The organism is Metapseudomonas resinovorans DSM 21078 (genome assembly GCF_000423545.1).
Lineage (GTDB): Bacteria > Pseudomonadota > Gammaproteobacteria > Pseudomonadales > Pseudomonadaceae > Metapseudomonas > Metapseudomonas resinovorans.
On the sequence record NZ_AUIE01000005.1, the window covers coordinates 149559 to 170399 of the forward strand.

The 20841-nt window shown below is 63.5% G+C and carries 24 protein-coding genes and 1 pseudogene; 11 read left to right on the forward strand and 14 right to left on the reverse strand.

All coding sequences use genetic code 11. The features are described 5' to 3' along the window. Positions 1–9: 9 nt before the first annotated feature. Positions 10–315: pseudogene (locus tag G559_RS0105295) on the forward strand (type II toxin-antitoxin system YafO family toxin); the annotation flags it as partial. Positions 316–745: 430 nt separating this feature from the next. Here the strand turns inward: G559_RS0105295 and G559_RS0105300 are convergent. After that, positions 746–1006 carry a hypothetical protein gene (locus G559_RS0105300; protein WP_028627247.1) on the reverse strand — a complete coding sequence of 87 codons (261 nt, stop codon included), beginning with the start codon at positions 1004–1006 and terminating at the stop codon, positions 746–748. Positions 1007–1116: 110 nt separating this feature from the next. Here G559_RS0105300 and G559_RS0105305 point away from each other — a divergent pair, with 110 nt between their 5' ends. Next, entirely contained in the window at positions 1117–1320 is a 204-nt protein-coding gene (locus G559_RS0105305; RefSeq protein WP_028627248.1) for a hypothetical protein, read from the forward strand. Positions 1321–1322: 2 nt separating this feature from the next. Here the strand turns inward: G559_RS0105305 and G559_RS0105310 are convergent, their stop codons facing one another. From G559_RS0105310 to G559_RS0105325, 4 genes are all read right to left on the reverse strand, one after another. Continuing rightward, positions 1323–1988: a YcbK family protein gene (locus tag G559_RS0105310; RefSeq protein ID WP_028627249.1), complete on the reverse strand. Its 666-nt coding sequence runs from the start codon at positions 1986–1988 to the stop codon at positions 1323–1325. 103 nt (positions 1989–2091) lie between these two features. Continuing rightward, the gene (locus G559_RS30675) at positions 2092–2256 is read right to left on the reverse strand and encodes a hypothetical protein (RefSeq protein WP_169338767.1); all 165 of its coding nucleotides are present in this window, start codon (positions 2254–2256) and stop codon (positions 2092–2094) included. A gap of 79 nt (positions 2257–2335) precedes the next feature. Next, positions 2336–2710, reverse strand: a complete 375-nt coding sequence (locus G559_RS0105320) for a helix-turn-helix domain-containing protein (RefSeq protein WP_028627250.1) — start codon at positions 2708–2710, stop codon at positions 2336–2338. A 354-nt stretch (positions 2711–3064) separates the two neighbouring features. After that, positions 3065–5029, reverse strand: a complete 1965-nt coding sequence (locus G559_RS0105325) for a HAMP domain-containing methyl-accepting chemotaxis protein (RefSeq protein WP_028627251.1) — start codon at positions 5027–5029, stop codon at positions 3065–3067. Between the two features lie 276 nt (positions 5030–5305). On the opposite strand from G559_RS0105325, the gene G559_RS0105330 reads away from it, so the two are divergent. The 3 genes from G559_RS0105330 (at position 5306) to efp (ending at position 7369) form a co-directional block, all read left to right on the forward strand. Next, complete coding sequence (locus tag G559_RS0105330) at positions 5306–5515, forward strand: hypothetical protein (RefSeq protein ID WP_028627252.1); 210 nt, start codon at positions 5306–5308, stop codon at positions 5513–5515. Positions 5516–5631: 116 nt separating this feature from the next. After that, positions 5632–6759, forward strand: coding sequence for an elongation factor P maturation arginine rhamnosyltransferase EarP (gene earP, locus G559_RS0105335; RefSeq protein WP_028627253.1), 1128 nt, complete (start codon positions 5632–5634; stop codon positions 6757–6759). Positions 6760–6802: 43 nt separating this feature from the next. Next, positions 6803–7369, forward strand: a complete 567-nt coding sequence (gene efp, locus G559_RS0105340; protein WP_028627254.1) for an elongation factor P — start codon at positions 6803–6805, stop codon at positions 7367–7369. 62 nt (positions 7370–7431) lie between these two features. Here efp and G559_RS0105345 read toward each other — a convergent pair whose 3' ends face one another. Both G559_RS0105345 and G559_RS0105350 read right to left on the reverse strand, forming a co-directional pair. Then, the gene (locus tag G559_RS0105345; RefSeq protein WP_028627255.1) at positions 7432–8451 is read right to left on the reverse strand and encodes an alpha/beta hydrolase; all 1020 of its coding nucleotides are present in this window, start codon (positions 8449–8451) and stop codon (positions 7432–7434) included. 153 nt (positions 8452–8604) lie between these two features. Then, positions 8605–9051 carry a MarR family winged helix-turn-helix transcriptional regulator gene (locus G559_RS0105350; RefSeq protein ID WP_028627256.1) on the reverse strand — a complete coding sequence of 149 codons (447 nt, stop codon included), beginning with the start codon at positions 9049–9051 and terminating at the stop codon, positions 8605–8607. A 149-nt stretch (positions 9052–9200) separates the two neighbouring features. On the opposite strand from G559_RS0105350, the gene G559_RS0105355 reads away from it, so the two are divergent. Further along, positions 9201–9710: an RDD family protein gene (locus G559_RS0105355; protein WP_028627257.1), complete on the forward strand. Its 510-nt coding sequence runs from the start codon at positions 9201–9203 to the stop codon at positions 9708–9710. On the opposite strand, the gene G559_RS0105360 is transcribed toward G559_RS0105355, so the two are convergent. Further along, positions 9711–10664, reverse strand: a complete 954-nt coding sequence (locus tag G559_RS0105360) for a LysR family transcriptional regulator (RefSeq protein WP_028627258.1) — start codon at positions 10662–10664, stop codon at positions 9711–9713. A gap of 103 nt (positions 10665–10767) precedes the next feature. On the opposite strand from G559_RS0105360, the gene G559_RS0105365 reads away from it, so the two are divergent. Next, positions 10768–11520 carry a sulfite exporter TauE/SafE family protein gene (locus G559_RS0105365; protein WP_028627259.1) on the forward strand — a complete coding sequence of 251 codons (753 nt, stop codon included), beginning with the start codon at positions 10768–10770 and terminating at the stop codon, positions 11518–11520. A gap of 59 nt (positions 11521–11579) precedes the next feature. Here the strand turns inward: G559_RS0105365 and G559_RS0105370 are convergent, their stop codons facing one another. Beyond that, complete coding sequence (locus G559_RS0105370; protein WP_028627260.1) at positions 11580–12431, reverse strand: LysR substrate-binding domain-containing protein; 852 nt, start codon at positions 12429–12431, stop codon at positions 11580–11582. A gap of 97 nt (positions 12432–12528) precedes the next feature. On the opposite strand from G559_RS0105370, the gene G559_RS0105375 reads away from it, so the two are divergent. The 3 genes from G559_RS0105375 (at position 12529) to G559_RS0105385 (ending at position 14587) form a co-directional block, all read left to right on the forward strand. Next, entirely contained in the window at positions 12529–12762 is a 234-nt protein-coding gene (locus tag G559_RS0105375; protein ID WP_028627261.1) for a DUF1127 domain-containing protein, read from the forward strand. 77 nt (positions 12763–12839) lie between these two features. Next, on the forward strand, positions 12840–13340 hold the full coding sequence (locus G559_RS0105380) for a DUF3291 domain-containing protein (protein ID WP_028627262.1): 501 nt from the start codon (positions 12840–12842) through the stop codon (positions 13338–13340). Positions 13341–13381: 41 nt separating this feature from the next. Further along, complete coding sequence (locus G559_RS0105385) at positions 13382–14587, forward strand: winged helix-turn-helix domain-containing protein (protein WP_028627263.1); 1206 nt, start codon at positions 13382–13384, stop codon at positions 14585–14587. A 53-nt stretch (positions 14588–14640) separates the two neighbouring features. On the opposite strand, the gene G559_RS0105390 is transcribed toward G559_RS0105385, so the two are convergent. The 4 genes from G559_RS0105390 to G559_RS0105405 form a co-directional block, all read right to left on the reverse strand. Continuing rightward, a complete protein-coding gene (locus G559_RS0105390; protein WP_028627264.1) occupies positions 14641–15990 on the reverse strand; it encodes a class II 3-deoxy-7-phosphoheptulonate synthase in 1350 nt (449 codons plus the stop codon). Between the two features lie 64 nt (positions 15991–16054). Beyond that, positions 16055–16777: a sulfite exporter TauE/SafE family protein gene (locus G559_RS0105395; protein ID WP_028627265.1), complete on the reverse strand. Its 723-nt coding sequence runs from the start codon at positions 16775–16777 to the stop codon at positions 16055–16057. Then, complete coding sequence (locus G559_RS0105400) at positions 16777–17559, reverse strand: SDR family NAD(P)-dependent oxidoreductase (RefSeq protein ID WP_028627266.1); 783 nt, start codon at positions 17557–17559, stop codon at positions 16777–16779. The genes G559_RS0105395 and G559_RS0105400 overlap by 1 nt, the downstream gene beginning before the upstream one ends. A 14-nt stretch (positions 17560–17573) precedes the next feature. Continuing rightward, positions 17574–18908: a flavin-containing monooxygenase gene (locus G559_RS0105405; protein WP_028627267.1), complete on the reverse strand. Its 1335-nt coding sequence runs from the start codon at positions 18906–18908 to the stop codon at positions 17574–17576. A gap of 167 nt (positions 18909–19075) precedes the next feature. On the opposite strand from G559_RS0105405, the gene G559_RS0105410 reads away from it, so the two are divergent. Beyond that, positions 19076–19822, forward strand: a complete 747-nt coding sequence (locus tag G559_RS0105410) for a spermidine synthase (RefSeq protein WP_028627268.1) — start codon at positions 19076–19078, stop codon at positions 19820–19822. 65 nt (positions 19823–19887) lie between these two features. Here the strand turns inward: G559_RS0105410 and G559_RS0105415 are convergent, their stop codons facing one another. After that, on the reverse strand, positions 19888–20679 hold the full coding sequence (locus tag G559_RS0105415) for a crotonase/enoyl-CoA hydratase family protein (RefSeq protein ID WP_028627269.1): 792 nt from the start codon (positions 20677–20679) through the stop codon (positions 19888–19890). Between the last annotated feature and the right edge of the window lie 162 nt (positions 20680–20841).

Consider the following 20841-nt stretch of genomic DNA (forward strand, 5'->3'; position numbering starts at 1 on the left):
GATCATTTTGGCCGCGACGAACCTCTGGAGTGGCCTTCCAGTGCTCGTGCAGCAGCGCTCAAACACATCCATATCATTCCTGTCGACCCTGACCTGAATCCCCGATTCTTCAAGAGTTGGAAGTTGAAGCAGCCGTTTCGGCGTACCTCTGACCGGATGCTGATCTATGTTAAGGACGACAGGGGTAATTACTGCTTGCTCGCCTATCTACATGACGATGCACATACTCTGCTGAACAAGGCATCCCTTGTGGGGCAACTGGCCGATCTGGCAGAAGAGTGGTTTTGGCAGAACGAATCTTTCCCAATGAGCTGATTGACCCTCGTTCAGAGAATGCTTGTCCTGGGCAGGAATGGCCAATTACCGTGAAAGACAGAGCCCGTCCAGGATGCGCACGAACTACGTTCTAAGCGACTACGAAAACGTCCAGGTCAAGTCCGTGGAGTTGCTGCGCGCCGGAGCGTCTCCATGCAATGTGTAAAGCGCCCGTGACGAGCCAAGTGGGCCTTCCGCGTCTTCTCCAGCTCGGCACTGATGGGAATGGTACGGGTGCGCTTTGACCCTGATTTCTAACGAGATCAGGGGCTTTTTGTTTGTCTGCGAGAAAACCAGGGAGGCACCCTGGTGCGGACCTTCTTGGGCTGTCCCCTAGGCGTTGCGGCCTCCTGAATACAGCCCGGTGATTCCTGGTGCCACGGCGGTAAAAGGGCCGCGTGGGCCGAAGCCAGCGGCGCGGTGGCATCGATCAGTTGTGGTAGCCCGCCTTGAACAGGCCATCGAGAAATGTGTAACCCACGACGTAGATGGTTTTGCCGGTGTCCATGGCAAGTGCTTCGGGGGTTCGTTGGAGCTTGATGGCGACGTTCTTGGCGATCTCCATGGGCGCCACTTTCGCGTAGCAGACCTTGTCCGTATCACGGTCAATCCTGTAGCGCTGCGCGCAGTGGTACTCGCGGCCAGACGATTTCAGCCCGACCTCAACATCCTCGACCGGGGTGGAGGGCACGATCCGGACGTACTCGGCTTGAGGTTCCCTCCAGACTTCGGTGGTCTGGCGGCTCCACTGTCTCGGCGCTATAGTCCGCGACCTTTCGATTCCCCTTACGGCACAGTGCTATGGACGACGATCTCGACCTCCACGAACCCGAGCATGATCACCTGCTGGACAACGACGATGACCTGGATGACGAGTTCTTCGACGACGAGGAAATCGATCCGCTCGGTGCGTCGGATGGCGAGTGCGATTACTGCGGCGAGTTGACCGGCAGGACGGACCGGCGCGGCCAGTTCGTGTGCGGCGATTGCGCTGATTTCGACTGAGATCAGGCGAAGTTTTCGCCCTGGTCCAGCACGGCCAGGGCCCATTCCTCTTGCCCTGGCTCTACCAGTTCGGCGACGCGCCAGCTTCTGACGCGACCAACGTCGACGTGGATGAAGCCTTTCGAGGGATAGAAGCCCACGCCACCGGCACCGATGCCGCGAACCAGTTTGCCCAGTCGTTCGATACTGACGCCGGGGATGCAGATGTCGGCGGCCATGCCGCGGATGTGCAGGGAGTGGCGGGCAGCGCCTTCCAGAGTGGCGTTGTGCTGCGGGGTGCGATATCCGCTGTTGACCAGGATACGGGTGGGCAACTGGTTGATGCGCAGCCAGGCCTGGATGAGGAAGAGTAGGTCCAGCAATTTGACGTTGACCTTCACCGTACTCCGGTATTTCACGTCCCGCAGGATGCGGCAGCCCTGGCGATAGCCTTCCAGATCCCAGCCCTTGCCCTTGCGGAAGTAGCAGAAGGTGACGACTTCGCCGGAGGCTGGGCGTTCCAGGCGCAGGTGGCGATCGCGGTTGAGCAGGCGGGCATGGAGGTGTCGGGGCCGCAGTGTCACGTCGATCCGCGTGGCCAGGGCATCGCCCATGGCCAGGGCGGCGCCGAGGGCGGCGAAGGCCGTGAGCACGTGGCGTCTGGACATTCCGGGAGAGGAAGCAGCCATGGGCGACCGCTCGCTGGGAGGCCGGGGTTTTCGACTATACACCTGGCCGCTGACGATGCAGAAGATTCATCAAGAGCCCTGCGACCGCATGGCTCCCTGCAGTTCAGCGGTGGCCTTTCCTGTGACCGTCCCGGTCTTTGTCATCGTGTCCGTGGCGGCCGTCCCAGCCTCCACGGTGATGGTCGTCATCGAAGTGATGGATGATGCAGCCGCTGCTGCTGGCGAGTATGACGGCCAGCAAGGCGATCTTCATTACGTTGGCAAGCATGGGCGGTACCTCACGATGCACGGGGATCGGACACCCCATGTCCATGAGACAGGTAGCCGGTGCAAAGGGTCGACTCGAATCAGTCGTCGGACTTTTCCAGGCGACGGGCGATCTGTTCCAACAGGATCAGATCCTGCTCGACCAGGCGACCTTCGTTGGCGGCAAGCGTGAGCCGCTCCAGCACCTGGCGTGAGCGTGGGCTGAGGGGCTGTGTGGGGCCGTAGCGGCCATCTTTGGATTCGGCAATCTGCATGACGGAATTGAGCAGGTCGTTGAGCGATACCTCCAGCGCCTTGGCGATTCGCCTGAGGTCTTCGAACGAGGGCTCGCGGGTATCCCGCTCGTAATTGCCGATACGGGACTGTGATTCCCACCCGCACTCGTTGGCCAGGGCCTGCTGTGAGAGTCCTTTCAGCTTTCTGTAGTGCGCAATGCGCGATCCAAGCGTGTTCATGCCGCGAATCTTAATGACGGAATGAATCGTCCTTGGCTCACTTATCGTGTTTGCATGGTGTGCGAAACGTGTTTATGGTAGGCCGCAATCCACGAATTGCCAAGGTCACTCAAGGATGATGAGGAAAGCTCGCAGGGTCGCGAGGCGGTCACCACCAGGGACCTTGCCGCTCGGCAGCACAGCGTGCCGAGGATGCGATAGGCCCGCAGCCGCATGTCGCGATGCGGCGCGGCCGGCCTCGCCAACGGGCTGCCGGTGGTGGTTGGGGCCCTGGGCAACCGGACCCCCTGTTGAAGCCGCTGTACTGTCTCTGGTTGCCCCCTGTCCGCGCGAGCGGACAGGGGGCTTTTGCATTCAGGCCAGACGAAAGCGGCCGACTTCGGTTTGCAGCTCTGTGCCGAGTCGGGCGAGGTCCACGCTGGCGACCGAGGTCTCTTCAGTCGCAGCAGCGGATTGCTCGGCTACGTCCCGGATGCTGGTGACGCTGCGATTGATCTCTTCCGCCACGGCGCTCTGCTGCTCGGCAGCAGTCGCGATCTGCTGGTTGAGCTGCTGGATGTTGGACACCGAAGTGTTGATCGCCAGCAGGGCGTTGCCGGCTTCCTTGGCGGCTTCTACGGTCTGGCCGGCCTGGGTGCGGCTGCGGCCCATCATGTCCACTGCGCCCTGGGCGCCGTCCTGCAGTGTGCTGACCAGTTGCTCGATCTGGGTGGTCGATTCCTGGGTGCGGCGGGCGAGGGCGCGTACTTCGTCGGCCACCACGGCGAAGCCGCGTCCGGCGTCTCCGGCCCGGGCCGCTTCGATAGCGGCATTGAGTGCGAGCAGGTTGGTCTGTTCGGCGATGCTCTTGATCACATCGAGCACCGTACCGATGTTGGTGCTGTCGTGCTTGAGCCGCTCGATGGCACCTGCGGATTGCTCGATGGCATGTGCCAGGTTCTCGATGCGTTCGATGGCCTGCTGGACGACGAGGGTGCCATGCTGCGCCTGGCGATCGGCGTGGCCGGCAGAATCGGCTGCGGATTCGGCGTTGCGGGCGACGTCCTGGACGGTGGTGACCATCTGGTGCATGGCAGTGGCCACTTGCTCGGTTTCCATCTTTTGCTGGGTGACGCCAGCGCTGGTCTGCTCGGTCACGGCGGACATCTCTTCGGCGGCGGTGGCCAGTTGTTCGATGCCGCTGCTGAGGCGCTTGAGCAGGCTGCGCAGGCTCTCGGTCATGTCCTGCATGGCTTGCATCAACTGACCCAGCTCATCCTTGCGGTCGCTGCGGATATCCGAGGTCAGATCACCGGCCGCGACCTTGCGTGCCTGGCTAACCGCCTGGCGCAGGGGCACCACGATCAGTTGGGCGATCAGCAGGGCCGATAGCAGCCCCACCACAAAGCCGATGGCGGCCGCGGTGGCCAGGATGGTCTTGGCTTGGTGGGCGTCGGCTTCCAGCAACTGCATCTGCATGTTCAATGCATCGGTGGAGGAGTCGGAAATGCCCGAAGCACGGGTATTGAGTTCGATTTCAGAGTCGGCATGGAGCTGGATGCTCTGGCGCAGGTTGGCGAATTCGCTGCGGTAGCGCTCGATCTGCTTGCGTGCCGCATCAAGGTCCTCGCGGGCGCTCGGCTCGATGATCCTGCCGGCCAGTTCATTGGCCCGGCTGTCGAGGGCATCGAACAGGGCATTGAGCTTGCCGGCGTACTGGTCGTCGCCGCGCATGACGAAGTCCTTTTCATGGCGCCGCGCGGTGAGCACATCCTTGGCCATGCCGGAGGCGTGGGTCGCGCTTTCCAGGGCGCGAATGCCATTCTCGTCGCCGCTCTGGCGGATCTGTTGCAAGGCCGCTTCAGTGAGGCGCTGTTCCAGCTCATCGAACTGCTTGAGCGCCTCACGGGCGGCCTGCTCCATGTTCTGTTGGGCGCTGCGCTTGTTTTTCTCCATATCCGCAAGGCCGGTCAGCTTCTGCTGGTACTGGCCGAGATCCGCCTGGATCTGCTTCATCAGGTCGATGGTCCTGGGGATGGTCATCACCTTCAGGGTGCTGTCGGCGATGCCCTGAATCTCCCCGATAAGCTGCAGTGCACTGCTGATGGCCTGCTCGTCACTGCGAATGATGAAGTCCTTCTCGTGCTGGCGCACCTGATAGAGCTTGGTATCGATGTCGTTGACCCGTAGCAGGATGTCGAAGCGGTGCAGGGCGCCTTCCAGTGCGCGCCAGCTGGTCCAGGCCACGAGCAGGGTGATGGCGAGTACCAGGCCGAATCCGGTCAGCAGCTTCTGGCGAACGCTGAGGTCATTGAAGAAACGCTTGATCGAGCTGTTCATGGCAAGCGCCTTGCGCTGAGCTGGCAAGGGGCGGCGCACAGGGCGGACAAAGAGGTGGGGCAGGCGAGGGCGAGCATGGATTGACGTCCTGTCGAAGGGAATGATTCATGACCAATGGCCATGAGCCATCAATCTAGACGCACCAATTCGGTGCTGTCCAGTCTGCGCACAGGCGCCCAATTGCTGATATGGATAGCCACTATTGAGGCAACTGATTTCTATTGGTCCGGCCCGCCCCATAGTCTTTGCAGCATGTGAAGCGAAGGAGGTGAGGCCATGTCCCACGTCGATGTCATGTCCCTGGTCGGTACAGCGGTTCCGGAAACGCTCCGGGCTGATGGTCATATAGCCTGCTGGTTCGTGGTGGTGGACGGCGTGATGCGTTCCGGCCCCTTCACCTCCCGCGAGGCCGCTGGCGCCAGCAAGGCAATCTGGCACCTGGAACTGGCCCGCCGCCAGCACAGCCCGCACGCGCTGCTGGCCTGAGGCTCCACGCAATCCTTTTTCGGCACCATGCTCCCTTGGCCCGCCTTTATGGCGGGCATTTTGTTTGTGCGCCCGGTGTCTTGGTTAAACTGCGGTTTTCTGCTGGAAGCCGCATCGTGAAGTGGGACATTTTCTGCAACGTCGTCGACAACTTTGGCGATATCGGCGTGACCTGGCGCCTGGCGCGCCAATTGGTGGCCGAGCATGGCCAAGTGGTGCGCCTCTGGGTGGATGAGCCGGCGGTTTTCGCGCCGCTCTGTCCCCAGGCCGATCCCGAGGCGGAAAGCCAGTGGCAGCAGGGCGTGGAAATTCGCCACTGGCAGCGCGACTGGCAACCGGCGGAGCCAGCGGATGTGGTGATCGAAGCCTTCGCGTGCCAGCTGCCTGAGCCCTACCTGGAAGCAATGGCCGCCAGGGCGAATGCGCCCCGTTGGCTGAATCTGGAGTACCTCAGCGCCGAAGACTGGGTGGCCGGTTGCCACGGGCTGCCGTCTTTCCAGCCCAACGGATTGCAGAAGGTCTTCTATTTCCCTGGATTTTTCGATGGCACCGGGGGCTTGCTGCGGGAGGCTGCCCTGATGGAGCACCGCCAGGCCTTCCAGGCTGACCCGCAGGCGCGCCGGGCTTTCCTCGAAACGCTGGGCGTGGAACTGGAAGAGGACGCACTGCTGATTTCACTCTTTGCCTACGAGAACGCCAGTCTGGCCGGGTGGATGGACGCGTTGGCGGCAAGCCCTCGACCGGTGCAATTGCTGGTGCCCGTTGGTCGGGTGCTGGCGGACCTGGCTCGTTGGCTGGGGGAGGATAGGGTGAGCGCGGGCAGCCGTTTCCGTCGGGGCCAACTGGTGATCCAGGTCCTGCCTTTCGTCAGCCAGGACGATTACGACCGGATTCTCTGGTGCTGCGATCTCAATGCGGTGCGCGGCGAGGATTCCTTTGTCCGTGCCCAATGGGCCGCGCGTCCGCTGATCTGGCATATCTACAAGCAGGACGAGAATGCCCATTGGGACAAACTGGAGGCGTTTCTCGGCCTCTATTGCCAGGGCTTGTCGCCGGCCGCGGCTACCGCGCTGACCGAAGCCTGGCGCGCCTGGAACCGAGGCGAAGGCATGGGCGAGGCCTGGAACACGCTGTCGACGCACTGGCCGGAGATCGCGCAGCATGCCGAGCGCTGGTGCGTCCAACAGGCCGCGCGCACTGATCTCGCGACGGGTCTGGTGCAGTTTTGTACAAATTCGCTATGATACGCGGCCTGTTTTTTGTCACTCATCCACATCGGATATTCGTATGAAAACCGCTCAAGAGTTCCGCGCCGGCCAAGTCGCCAACATCAATGGCGCTCCCTGGGTCATCCAAAAGGCCGAGTTCAACAAATCCGGCCGTAACAGCGCAGTCGTCAAGATGAAGCTGAAGAACCTGCTGACCGGCGCTGGCACCGAGACCGTATTCAAGGCCGACGACAAGCTGGAGCCGGTCATCCTCGAACGCAAGGAAGTGACCTACTCCTACTTCGCGGACCCGCTGTACGTGTTCATGGACCCCGAGTTCAACCAGTACGAGATCGAAAAGGCCGACCTGGAAGGCGTGCTGACCTTCATCGAAGACGGTATGACCGACGTCTGCGAAGCCGTGTTCTACAACGATCGCGTGATCTCCGTCGAACTGCCGACCACCATCGTTCGCCAGATCGCCTACACCGAGCCGTCCGTCCGTGGCGACACTTCCGGCAAGGTCATGAAGACCGCTCGCCTGAACAACGGTGCCGAGCTGCAAGTATCCGCCTTCTGCGAAATCGGTGATTCCATCGAAATCGATACCCGCACTGGCGAGTACAAGTCCCGCGTCAAGGCCTGAGCCTTTTAGCGAGACAGGAAAAAGCCCGCGAAAGCGGGCTTTTTCGTTTCTGCTGCCAGTTCTTACTTCAGGTGTTCCTTGATCGCCTCGCCGGCTTGCTGCATCGCGGCGCGGGTGCCTGGGACCTTGGCCAGCACGTTGAGCAGGCCGAAGTCGTGGATCATGCCGTTGTAGCGCACGGAAGTGACTTCCACGCCAGCGGCGTCCAGCTTGCGGGCGTAGGCTTCGCCTTCATCACGCAGTACATCGAACTCCGCGGTCTGTACCAGGGCCGGCGGCAGGCCTTTCAGTTGCTCGGTCGAGGCCTGCAGCGGCGAGGCGTAGATCTCGGCGCGCTGGCGCGGGTCGGTGGTGTAGCTGTCCCAGAACCACTTCATCATGTTGCGGGTGAGGAAGTGGCCGTTCTCGAACTGGTTGTAGGATGCGTTGTTGAAGCTTGCGTCCGTGACTGGCCACAGCAGGGCCTGGAAGCGGATCTTCGGCGTGCCCTTATCCTTGGCCATCAGGCTGACGACTGCGGCCATGTTGCCGCCCACGCTGTTGCCGGCCACCGCCAGACGGTTGCCATCCACACCGATTTCCTTGCCGTGCTCTGCCACCCACTTGGTGGCGGCGTAAGCCTGGTTGATCGCGGTCGGGTACTTGGCTTCGGGGGAGGGCGTGTAGTTCACATAAACCGCCACGGCGCCGGAGTTGGCCACCAGGTCACGGATCAGGCGTTCGTGGGTCGGGTAATCCCCCAGCACCCAGCCACCGCCGTGGAAGAACATGAACACCGGCAGGGTGCCTTTAGCGCCGGCTGGGCGGACGATGGTGAGGTCGATCTTCTGGCCATCGGCTTCGATGGTCTTCTGGCTGACATCGACCTTCGGCAGTTCCAGTTTCACGCTGGCCTGCGCGCCCACCAGTACCGCACGCGCATCCTTGGGTGCCAAGGTTTCCAGGGGCTGGCCGCCACCTGCCGCCAGGGCTTCGAGGAAGGCCTGGGTGTTGCGTTCCACGCCCGGGCTGCCGGCAGCGAAGGCATGGCTGACGGAGAGGGCGAGCAGGCTGCCGGCAACGAGGGTGCTTATCGATTTCATGGTGGGTTCCTCTATCTGTCGTTTGCTTTGATGTCTAAAAGTTTGCGCGCTAAGTAAGTGCGTGAGGTGGAAATTAAACGCGATTTAGTTAGCGCGCAAGATATTTGTTGGAGAATTTTGGAATAGTGACCTGAAGATTCAGGAATAAGGCCGTTAGACGGCCTTTCCCAGACTGCTGCGCAGCGACACCAGTTCGTCCTTGAGGCTACCCAACTGCTCGGTGGAGCGTTCGGAAGCGGCGATGATACAGGCGGGTACAGTCTTGGCTTTCTCTTGCAGGGCTCGACCCTGTTCGGTGAGGCGCAACTCGACTACGCGTTCATCCTTGCTGCTGCGCGTGCGGGTGATCAGCCCTTCGGCTTCCAGGCGCTTGAGCAGCGGGGTCAGGGAGCCGGGATCGGTGAGCAGGCGATTGCTGATTTCTCCCACGGTGATGCCGTCGCCTTCCCAGAGCACCATCATGGCGAGGTACTGTGGATAGGTCAGGCCCAGCTCCTGGAGCAGGGGTTTGTACACCTTGGTCATCATCAGGGAGGTGGAATAGAGGGCGAAGCAGAGCTGGTTGTCGAGCAGCAGTTCCTTGCAGGGAGGCGTAGACATGGCGGGTCTCCAGAGACGGTGATGGCGACCAATTTAGCGCGCAAGCCTTTCGTGGGCAAAATTCATTCTTTCCATCGCTGACCGTGCGTCCTTGCAATGCCTTCATCAGGCGCCACAATTTCCCGGTCAATCTCTGCAAGGACTGCATCATGGACAACCTGCAAAATCCCTATCAGGTGCCTCAGGCGGAACTCACGGTCAGCAGTGTCGCCGAGCCCTTGCTCGCCTCGCGCTGGACGCGCTTGGGTGCCGCGTTGATCGATGGTCTGATCATGAGCGTGGTGACCGTACCTGTGGCGTACTTCTCCGGGACCTTCGCGGCCGCCCAGCAAGGCATCGAGCCGAGTCTGGGCCAACAACTGCTGAGCCTGGTGGTTGGCGTGGCAGTCTTCCTGTTGGTCAACGGCCACTTTCTCAAGACCTACGGCCAGACCCTCGGCAAGCGGCTGCTGAAGATTGCCATCGTCGACCTCAATGGCCAGGTGCCGGAACTGGGCAGCCTGTTGCTCAAGCGTTACCTGGTCTGGTGGTTGCTCGCGTATGTCCCGATCGTCGGCATGTTTCTGGTGCTGGTGGATTACCTGTTCATTTTCCGCGCAGACCGTCGCTGCCTGCATGATCGGCTGGCAGCCACCCGCGTGGTGCAATTGCCACGCTGATCAGGCCCAGCCCAGGCCGCCCAGGGCGAGGTCCCAGGGCGGTACCGGGCCGAAGCGATTCTTCAGGAATTCCAGCATCAATCGGCTTCTCGAGCTGGCTTCTCCTTCCAGGCGCAAGGCGTAGATGCCGCTGGGCTCCGGCGCCGGCAGGCCGTTTTCGCAGAACAGCGGTACCAGTTCTCCGCGCACCAGATGTTCGCTGATCAGCCAGGTCGGCAAGTGGGCGATACCGAGCCCCGCCGCGGCGCTGAAGAGCAGCGCTTCGGCGTTGTTCGCGGCCAAGCGCATGCGTCCCGGACGGATATGCTGCAACTTGCCATCTACCTCGAAGCGCCAGGCATAGGGCGGTGCCAGGGCATCCCAGTCGAGGTCGTCATGCTCAGGTAGTTCGCGCGGGTCACGGGGAATGCCGTGCCGCCGCAGGTATTCCGGGCTGGCGCAGAGTATCCGCACCAAGGGCGCCAGCGGTGTGGCCACCCGGCGGCTATCGGCAAGGGGGCCGATGCGCAGCACCAGGTCCACCTGGCCGAGGTTTTCGCCCTGCATGTCGATGAAGCTGTCGATCAGCCGCAACTGCACGTCGAGCCCGGGATAGGCGGTGAGAAATTCGGCAATGGCTGGCGCCAGGTGGCGGCGGCCGAACGGGGCGGGCGCATCGATGCGAATCAAGCCCTCGGGTACGCTGCTCAGGGACACCGCCTCGGCGCGAGCCAGGCGTAGTTCTGCCAACACCCGCTTTGCTCGTTCGGCAAAGGCCAGGCCGGCCGGAGTGGCCTTCACCGCATGGGTGCTACGCACGAAAAGACTGCTGCCCAAGGCACGCTCCAGGGCGTCGATGCGCCGTGCCACGGCCGAGGGCGTGAGCGGGTGGCGCCGGGCTGCGGCGGAAAAGCTGCCGGTCTCCAGCACGTCCAGGAAAAGGGCCAGCTGTTCGGTGAGGGCGTCGGGGTTCATTCGGATTGCCTATGCGAATTACGCAAAGCCATTGTGCGTCGCTGTGCGTTTCCGTGGCAACGACGCGGGCGTAGCATCCGCTTCCATCTGATAGGGAGGCGCCATGGATCTCTGGGCTTTTGCTTTGAATATCGTGCTGGGCGCGCTGCTCGGTACCCTGGGTGGGCTTTTCGGCATCGGCGGCGGGCTGATCGCCATTCCCGCCCTGGGCGTACTCTTCGGCCTCGACCAGCAACTCGCCCAGGGCACGGCCCTGGTGATGGTGGTGCCCAACGTGTTGCTGGCGTTATGGCGCTATCACCAGCGCAACCGCATCGATCCTCGCTACGCCATGCTGCTGGCGGCGACCAGCGTTGGTTTCGCCTGGTTGGCTTCGCTGTTCGCAGTGGGGGTAGACGCCGAGCGCATGCGCTTGGCCTTCGTTGGTTTCCTGCTGGCCTTGGCGGCCTACAACTTTGCGCGGATGTTCATGGCCAAGACTCAGGCGAGCGCAGAGTTGCGCCAGCCTTGGCCCTGGCTGGGGTTGCTGGGCGGCGTAGCGGGTGCGGCCGGTGGCCTGTTCGGGGTGGGGGGCGCGGTGATCGCCACGCCGGTTCTGACCAGTGTATTTGGCACCAGCCAGGTAGTGGCCCAAGGGCTTTCCCTGGCGCTGGCTGCGCCCAGCACTGCGGTGACCCTGGTCACCTACGGCCTGCACGATCACGTGAACTGGGCCATGGGTTTGCCGCTGGCGATGGGCGGCCTGCTCAGCATCAGTTGGGGCGTGCGCCTGGCCCATGCTTTGCCGGAGCGGGTACTGCGTTCGCTGTTCTGCGCTTTCCTGCTGTTGTGTGCAGGGATGCTTGCGTTGAGCTGAGTCTTGACCGATGGAAATCCGCTTCGGGGATTCCATCGGCACTGACGGCACCTTTGGCGTCAGATTCGGAAGCCTTCGATGATGTGTTCGGCCAGGGTCTCGGTCACCGGCGACTGATGGCGCTCGTTGCGCAGCAGCATGATGTTGCACAGGGGTAGTTGGGGCAGGCCTTCCGCTTCGCCGAGAATGCGCATCTCGGGGGGAATCAGGCTTTGCAGTTGCGCGGTCACGGCCAGGCCGGCACTGACTACCGCCATGAGGGCCGACAGGCTCGGGCTGGTGTAGGCGACACGGTATTCACGGCCCATGGCGTCGAGGGCGTTGCAGGCCCAGGCGCGGCAAAAGCAGTCGCTGTTGAACATGGCCAGGGGCAGGGGCGTCTGCTCATGAGGGCTGAAGCCGATGGCCTCGGCCCAGACGAAACGTTCCTGGCGCAGGAATTCACCGATATCGTCCCCGGGCTTGCGGGTGACGATGGAAAGGTCAAGGTCCTGGCGCTGTAGCAACTGGGAGGTGGACTCGCAATGCACTTCCACCTGCACCAGCGGATAGGCCTGGGCGAAGCGCGAAAGGATGCCCGGCAGGAAGCGCATCACGTAGTCATCCGGTGTGCCGATGCGCACCGAACCCACCATATGCGGCTGACGCAGGGTGTTCATCACCTCGCCGTGGAGCTTGAGGATGCGCCGCGCGTAACCCAGCAGGATCTGCCCTTCGGCAGTGAGCCTGACCTGGCGGCCATCGCGCTCGAACACCGTGCGTTGCAGTACATCTTCTTCCAGCCGCTTCATCTGCATGCTCACGGCCGACTGGGTACGGTTGACCATTTCCGCTGCGCGGGTGAAGCCGCCGTAATCGGCGATGGCGACGAAGGTACGCAGCAATTCGGTATCGATGGCAGGGTAGTTCATTCATCAAATCCTGAGATGCAAGGCATAAGAAACATTCGTTGGATTGATCATAGGCCCGAGTGGAAACTGGCGCCATCCCCACTGGGAGGGCACCAAGATGAAAGGTCAACACGGCTTTATCGGTACGTCGCAACATGCTCGTTTCGAGCCTCATCGGGAAAGCTGGCTCGCCGCTGCCTGGCATAAGGTCAGACGCTGGGAGCAACTGGCATATGAGCGTGAACAGCTATCACGGATGAGCGACGACATGCTCAAGGACATCGGGCTGTCCCGCGCCGATGTGATGGAAGAAAGCGAGCGTCACTTCTGGGAAGACCCACTGAAGAAGTGAAACACAGAGGCGGCCCGCCACCGGTGAAGCGCAGGGCGGGCCGCAATCTATACGGATGGACTCAACGGAACAAACCCATGTCGAATACCCACGAACTCGCCCAATTGAACATCGCCACGATGAAGGCGCCTCTGGATTCTCCGGTCATGGCTGATTTCGTCGCCAACCTGGAACCGGTAAACGCCCTGGCCGACCGTGCGCCGGGCTTCGTCTGGCGGATGCAGGACGAGGAGGGCGATGCCACTGCAATCCGGCCCTTCGGTCCTGAGGTGCTGGTCAATCTCTCGGTTTGGCGCGATGTGGCCAGCCTTACTGATTTCGTCTACCGCTCCGCTCATGTCGAGATGCTGCGCCGGCGCAAGGAGTGGTTCGAGCGGGTTTCCAGCGCGCATCAGGTGCTCTGGTGGGTGCCAAAGGGGCATAGACCCGATGTCCACGAGGCCGCTCAACGCCTGGCGCAGTTGCGTGACGCTGGCCCCACGCCGGAAGCCTTCACCTTCCGTCAGACCTTCCTCGCCCCGGATCAGTCCGTACCCTTTGCTCCCTTCGAGTTGGAGCGCGAAAGCCAGGCAGGCTGATGCTACTGTGAAGCGTTGTTCCCCTACCGGCACGGAGCCCTATGACCCTGAGCCTTTCCCTTCCCGAAGCCCGTCGCCTGGCCCTGGCGGCACAGGGGTTCGCTCGTGCGCCACGCGGCGCCATTCGTCATGGGCAACTGCGGGCACAACTGGACGCGCTTGGGGTGGTGCAGATCGACTCGGTGAACGCCTTGGTGCGCTCTCATTACCTGCCAGCCTTTTCCCGCCTGGGACACTATGACCGTGAGCTGCTGGACGACCTGGCCTGGGGCAAGCCCCGGCGTCGGGCGTTGTTCGAGTACTGGGGCCATGAGGCCTCGCTGTTGCCGCTGGAGCTCTATCCGCTGATGCGTTGGCGCATGCGCCGGGCGGCCAGGGGGCAGGGCATCTATCAGCAACTGGCGCGCTTTGGCTTCGAGCAACAGGAGGTGATCCAGCGAGTGCTGCAGGCGGTGCGTGAGCAAGGTGCGTTGGGCGCCGGTGCGCTGAGTACCCGTGAGGAGCGCGCCGGGCCCTGGTGGGACTGGAGCGCGGAAAAGCACGCAATGGAATGGCTGTTCGCTGCCGGAGAAGTGACAGTTGCCGGGCGTCGAGGTTTCGAGCGCCTCTACGACTTGCCGGAGCGAGTGATTCCCGCCGACATCCTGAACCGGCCGGAAATGCCTGAAGCCGATGCCCAGCGCCAGTTACTGCTGCGTGCCGCCCAGGCGCTCGGCGTGGCCACCGAGCGTGACCTGCGCGACTACTACCGTCTGGAGACCAGCGACAGCCAGGCTCGGCTGGCCGAACTGGTGGAGGAGGGCGAGCTGCATCAGGCCCGGGTCGATGGCTGGAAGCAGCCCGCCTACTGCCTGGGTGAACCCAAGGTGCCTCGCAAGGTCAGGGCCAGCACGCTGCTGTCGCCCTTCGATTCGCTGATCTGGGAGCGGGCGCGTACCGAGCGCCTGTTCGACTTCCGCTACCGCCTGGAAATCTACACACCGCAGCACAAGCGCCAATATGGCTATTACGTGTTGCCGTTCCTGCATGACGAGCGCCTGGCCGCGCGTGTCGACCTGCGCGCCGAGCGCGCCCAGGACCGCCTGGCGGTGCATGCCCTGCACGAGGAAGAACACGGCCTCAGTGAGGCCGGCATGCAGGCATTGGCAGACAATCTGCAGGAAATGGCGAGGTGGCTGGGGCTCGGCGAGGTGGCAGTGACTTGCCGCCGGCCGGGAACGATGCGGCTGCAGGCGCGCCTGGCGTGATCTCTTTCCTGTTGGGGGCGAATGAATTGGCCCCCAACAGGAAAAGCGCAGTCCTAGCGGCGTATCTGCTTCAGCGTCTCGGCGATCAGGAAGGCCAGTTCCAGGGACTGGTCGGCGTTCAGGCGCGGGTCGCAGTGGGTGTGGTAGCGGTCGGAGAGGCCGTCTTCGGTGATGGGGCGGGCACCGCCGATGCATTCGGTGACGTTCTGCCCGGTCATTTCGATGTGGATGCCGCCGGCGTGGCTGCCTTCGGCCTGGTGCACATCGAAGAACTGCTTCACCTCGCCGAGGATGCTGGCGAAGTCGCGGGTCTTGTAGCCGCTGGAGGCCTTGATGGTGTTGCCGTGCATCGGGTCGGAGCTCCACAGCACTTTGCGGCCTTCACGTTCGACGGTGCGGATCAGGCGCGGCAGGTGCTCGCCGACCTTTTCTGCGCCCATGCGCACGATCAGGTTGAGGCGGCCGGGGTCGTTGTCCGGGTTGAGGATGTCGATCAGGCGGATCAGCTCCTCGCTGTCCATGCTCGGTCCGACCTTGACCCCGATGGGGTTGCCGACGCCACGCAGGAACTCCACATGGGCCCCATCCAACTGGCGGGTGCGGTCGCCGATCCAGAGCATGTGCGCGGAGCAGTCGTACCAGCTGCCGGTGAGGCTGTCGCGGCGCACAAAGGCTTGTTCGTAGTTCAGCAGCAGGGCTTCGTGGGCGGTAAAGAAGCTGGCTTCGCGCAGTTGCGGCGCGCTGTCCAGGCCGCAGGCACGCATGAACGCCAGGGACTCGTCGATGCGACCCGCCAGTTGGCTGTACTTTTCGGTCAGTGCCGAGTTGGCGATGAAGTCGAGGTTCCACTGATGCACCTGGTGCACGTCGGCGAAACCGCCCTGGGCGAAGGCGCGCAGCAGGTTGAGGGTGGCGGTGGCCTGGTGGTAGGCCTGCAGCAGGCGTTCCGGGTCCGGTATGCGGCTGGCGGCGTCGAAGCCGATGCCGTTGACGATGTCGCCCCGGTAGGCGGGTAGGGTGATGTCGCCCTGGGTTTCGTTGCCGGAGGAGCGCGGCTTGGCGAACTGGCCAGCCATGCGGCCCACCTTCACCACCGGGCAACCGGCGGCGAAGGTCATGACGATGGCCATTTGCAGCAGCACCTTGAAGGTGTCGCGGATCTTCGCGGCGGAGAACTCGGCGAAACTTTCCGCACAATCGCCGCCCTGGAGCAGGAAGGCGCGGCCTTCGGTGACCTCGGCGAACTGCCGGCGCAGCTCGCGCGCTTCGCCAGCGAACACCAGCGGCGGGTAGCTTGCCAGCGTCTGCTCGACATGCGCCAGCTTGGCGGCGTCCGGGTACTCGGGCTGTTGCTGGATGGGTTTGTCCCTCCAGCTTTCAGGGCTCCATTCTTGGCTGCTCATCAGGGTCTCGATACGGCTGCTTGCGGTAGATGAGCCATGGTAACCGAAAGGCCCGAAAGCAGCGCTAGGCGCGGTAGCAGAGCAACGCGCCGCAGAGGCAGAGCAGCAGGTGGATGGCGGTGCGGAAATGCCTTTCGGCCAGGCGTTTGTGCAGATACTCCCCGGCCACCACGCCGAGGATGAGCAACGGCGCATAGGTTGCGACTCGGGGCAGCGCCGGGGCCAGGCTGCCGTCCAGCAGGAACGCCAGGGTGAGCAGGCTGTTCAGGCCGAACCAGACGCACAGCAGCGTGGCGCGCAGCCGCGTCTTGTCCAGCTCGGTGCCGGCCAGGGCATGCACCAGTAGCGGCCCGCCCGAGGCGAACAGGCCATGGCTGATGCCCGCTGCGCCGGTTTGCAGCCGGGTCATCCAGCCAGGCGTATGGCCCCGTGGCCGGCTGCGCAGCAGTTCGCGCAAGGCGAACCAGAGGATCAGCACGCCAAAACCCAGTTTCATCGCGCCGTCTTCCAGCCAGGGCCGCAGGCCATAGCCGACCAGCGTGCCGATGAGCATGCCGGGCAGGACGGTCCCCAGCAGCAGGCGCCACTGCACCAGATGTCGATGGCGCCAGGCGAGAAAGCCGCTCATGAGGATGTTCAGCGGTACCAGCACCGGCAGCAGATCATGGATCGGCAGCAGCAGGGCGCCCAGCGACAGGGCGACGATGGTGCTGCCGAAGCCGGTGACGGCTTCCAGTGTGTAGGCCAGGAGAATGAACCCACCCAATGCCAGCCAGGCGGTTTCCATCACCCCAGGTCCCCGGCGAAGCGTCGGCTCATCTGCCGGTGGTAGAAGGCCGGTGCCAACCGCCACAACAGGCTGGCGAGCCAACTGCCGCGATCAGGGAACAGCCTCTGGCCGCGGCGGTCGACGGCCTTGAGGATTTCGCCAGCCATCCAGTCGGCGCGGCGTACCTTGCCGATGGTCGAGCGCGCGTGCTGTGCCGGGCGTCCGTCGCCGCCGAGGGCGTTGCGCTCGATGGGGGTATCGAGAAAGCTCGGATAGACCATCAGCAGGCCCACGCCGTCACGGGCGATTTCCGCGCGCAGCACTTCGAAGGCCTGGGTCAGGGCGCTCTTGGCGGCGCAGTAACCCGCGCGTCCGAGCACCGGCATCCAGCCCGCCATCGAGCCGATGGCAACCACCTGGCCACCGCTTTCGCGCAGCAGTGGCAGGGTGGCCAGGGTCAGTTCCAGCGGCGCGTGGTAGTCCACCGCCATCACCCGGCGCAGCACCTGCGGCTCGGTGCGTAGGGTGGGTGAGCGGTGGGTGATGCCAGCGTTGTTGATCAACAGGTCGAGGCGGCCGAAGCGCAGGTGGCACGCTTCGACGAGTTGCCTATGGACGCCACCGTCCGTGATGTCGCCCGCTATGCCGAGGACTCGCTCGTCGCCCAGTTCGGCGACCCGTACGGCCAGGCCGCTGGCGTCCAGGTCAGTCAGCAGCAGGGTGTCGCCGCGTGCGTGGCTGGCGCGCGCCAGCTCCCAGCCGAGGCCGCTGGCGGCGCCGGTGATCAGGACCACTGCCATCATTTGTCTCCGCGTCAGGCCATACCGTGGGCAGTCATGACTTCGCCACCGGAGGCCAGCTCCTTGCGCAGCTCGGCGCTGTGTCGGGCAACGCTCGCGCGGTAGCTGTCCTTGTGTACGTAGTAGGCCATGCGTTCGAGTTCCAGGTACTGGTAGCCGCCGTCCAGGCGCAGGGCGGCGCGTTCGCGCTTGAGTTGCTGGAAGGATCGGGCCGCCGGGCTGCCGGCCTGGTGCTGGCGAATGTACAGGGCGACCAGTTCGGCCTGTTCGGCGCGGCCCTGCCAACCCAGGCCCGAGGCTTCGACCATGCCCATCATGAAGAGGTCGTCGTACTCGGGATGGAAGATGTTCAGGTAAAGCTGCGGGGCGCCAGCGCGCTCAGGCCAGTTCAGCTCGCTGCGTTCGATGAAGGGGTAGTCCAGCTTGTAGCCGGTGGCCTGCAGGATCAGGTCGTACTCGGCCTGACGCCCGTCGCTGAAGGTCACGCGGCGACCGTCTACGCCGGTGATGTCCGGGCGCGGCTTGATATCGCCATGGCCGAGGTGATGCAGGACCAGGGAGTTCACCACCGGATGGGATTCGTACAGCTTGTAATCCGGGTCCGGCAGGCCGTAGTCGGAGGGTTTGCCGATCAGTGCGCGCACCAGTGCGGCATCCAGGCGCTGTTTGAGCGGTCGCGGCAGGCGGATGGCACCGCCGAAGGTGTCGATGGGGCGGCCCAGCAGGAACTTGGGCAGGAAGTAATAGCCGCGGCGTACCGAGAGGTCCACCGAGCGGGCGCGGTGCACGGCGTCTACGGCGATGTCGCATGCCGAGTTGCCGCAACCCACCAGCAGGACGCGCTTGCCTTCGAAGATCGCGGGGGAACGGTAGTCCGCCGAATGCAGCAGTTCACCCTCGAACTGGCCGGGCAGGTTAGGACGATTGGGTTTGTGCAAGGTGCCGTTGGCGATGAGTACGCCGTCGAACTGCCATTCGCGGGTCTGGCCGTTCTGCTCGCTGGTCAGCTTCCAGCCCTTGGCCTGGCGCTCCAGGCTGACTACGCGGGTATTGAACTGGTAATGCGAGTCGAGACCGAAATGCCGGGCGTAGTCGCGGAAGTAGCGGCACATCTCGCTGTGGTGCGGATAGGGCGCCACCTCGCTGGCCATGGGGAACTCGCTGAACTCGGTGGTGTGCTTGGAGGAGATCAGGTGTGCGGAGTCGTACATGGTGCTGTGGGGATTGTCGATGTCCCAGAGTCCGCCCACATTGTCGTGCAGCTCGAAGCCGACGAAGGGAATACCGTACTTCTGCAACTGGCGGGCGCTGCACAGGCCCATGGGGCCGGCGCCGATGATGGCGTACATGCTGGGTTCGACCTCTGCGCTGTTATTCTTGTGCGGTTTTCGCCCCCTGGGGCGCGCGGTCTGGATTATGCCGGGAGCATGGGCTCCGGCTTCAATGGCAATAGGCGCCGGTGTAGCGCCGGGTTGGTGCGAATTGTCAGCGCCGGCCTTGAAGGAGTGATGACTTGATGTCCGAGGAGCGCCTGCTCGCGGAAGTGCATGATGATTTCGGCGTGATCCGCGTCTACGAGGTCGGTCCCTACCGCATCCTCGAGTTTGGTGAGGCGGTCGAGCAGAGCTGCGTCTTCACCGCCGATCCCGCCTGGCTGGAGTACGACTACACCCGTGCCATGCTGCTTGGGGCGCTGTGCCATCCGGCGCCGGAGAACGCACTGTTCCTCGGCCTGGGTGCCGGCACCCTGACCCAGGCCTGCCTGAAATTCCTGCCGCTGGAAGATGTGGAAGTGATCGAGCTGCGTCCGGACGTACCGCGCCTGGCGATGGAGTACCTGGGGCTGACCGATGACCCGCGCCTCTACGTACGCATCGGCGATGCACTGGAGCTGCTGGGTAGTACTGAGCCTGCCGACCTGATCTTCGTCGACCTCTACACCGACCAGGGGCCAGGCGTTGGTCACCTGGCCTGGAATTTCCTGGGGGCCTGCCAGAAACGCCTCAGTCCCGGAGGCTGGCTGGTAATCAACCAGTGGGCCGCGGAAGACGGCAAGCCGCTTGGCGCAGCCCTGCTGCGCGGACTCTTCCATCGTCATTACTGGGAGTGCCCGGTGAAGGAGGGCAACGTGGTGCTCTTCGTGCCCGCCGACCTGGACCAGGTGCTGGATCGTGAGGCCCTCAAGGCCAAGGCTGATGCCCTGGCGCCAAGCCTGGGCTATTCGCTGCAGTCGCTGCTGGACGTGGTGCGGCCGGCGAGTTGAGCGCTTGCGTGGGCGGGGTGACAACGCCGTAGGGGCGAAAGAGCGCGCCCCTGCGGCGGAACCGGCTATTTCCCCTTGAAGTGCCCATCCCGCCTTTCCAGCATCGCCCGCAGACCTTCCTTTGCATCCTCGGTATTCAGTAGTTGCTGCGCCATGGCAGGAAGGGCTGCGGCGGCGGCCTTTTCCCCCTCATCCAGCGTCTGGTGGGCGGAAGCCAGGGTGGCCCTGATCCCCAGGGGCGCCTGGGCGGCTACCCGTTCCGCCAGCCAGATGGCCCGTGGCAGCAAGTCCTCACTGGCCAGAACCTCCTGGACCAGGCCCAGGCGATACGCCTCGTGGGCATCGAATTCGTCTCCGGTGAGCAGCCAGCGCATGGCGTTGCCCCAGCCGGCTATCTGGTGCAGGCGGAGGGTGGCCCCGGCAAAGGGGAAAATGCCCCGCTGCACTTCCATCTGGGCGAACCGGGTGTTGCTGGCGCAGAGATTGATGTCGGCCGCCAGCATCAATTCGATGCCGATGGTGTAGCAGTAGCCTTGCACCGCGACCATCAGCGGCTTGGTCAGGCGTGGGCCGCCGAAGGTGCCCCAGGGGTCGATGGCGCCTGTCGGTAGCTGCCAGCCCTGCCTGAAGGTGTCACCGACACTGGCCAGGTCCAGCCCGGCGGTGAAGTTTTCTCCGTGGGCAAAGATCAGCGCGCAGCGCACATTGTCGTCCCGTTCGTACTCGCCCAGGGCCAGTACCAGGTCGTCCAGCATCGCCTGGTCGAAGGCATTGCGTTTGGACGTTCGATCAAGGCCGATCAGCATGATATGGCCGTGCTTTTCACGGCTGACGCAGCCGGCAGAGCTGGTGGACATGGATGGCTTTCCTTCGTGGGAATGGCGGGTGGGCACGTGGGATATAGACCCGCGCTGCAGGCTTGTCCATAGGCTTGCGCCGTCTGGCGGGGAGGAAGAAAAGGTGTCGAAAAAGCTGCACGCGTGCCAGAAATTTCCTGTATGATGCGCGCCGGCCAACTG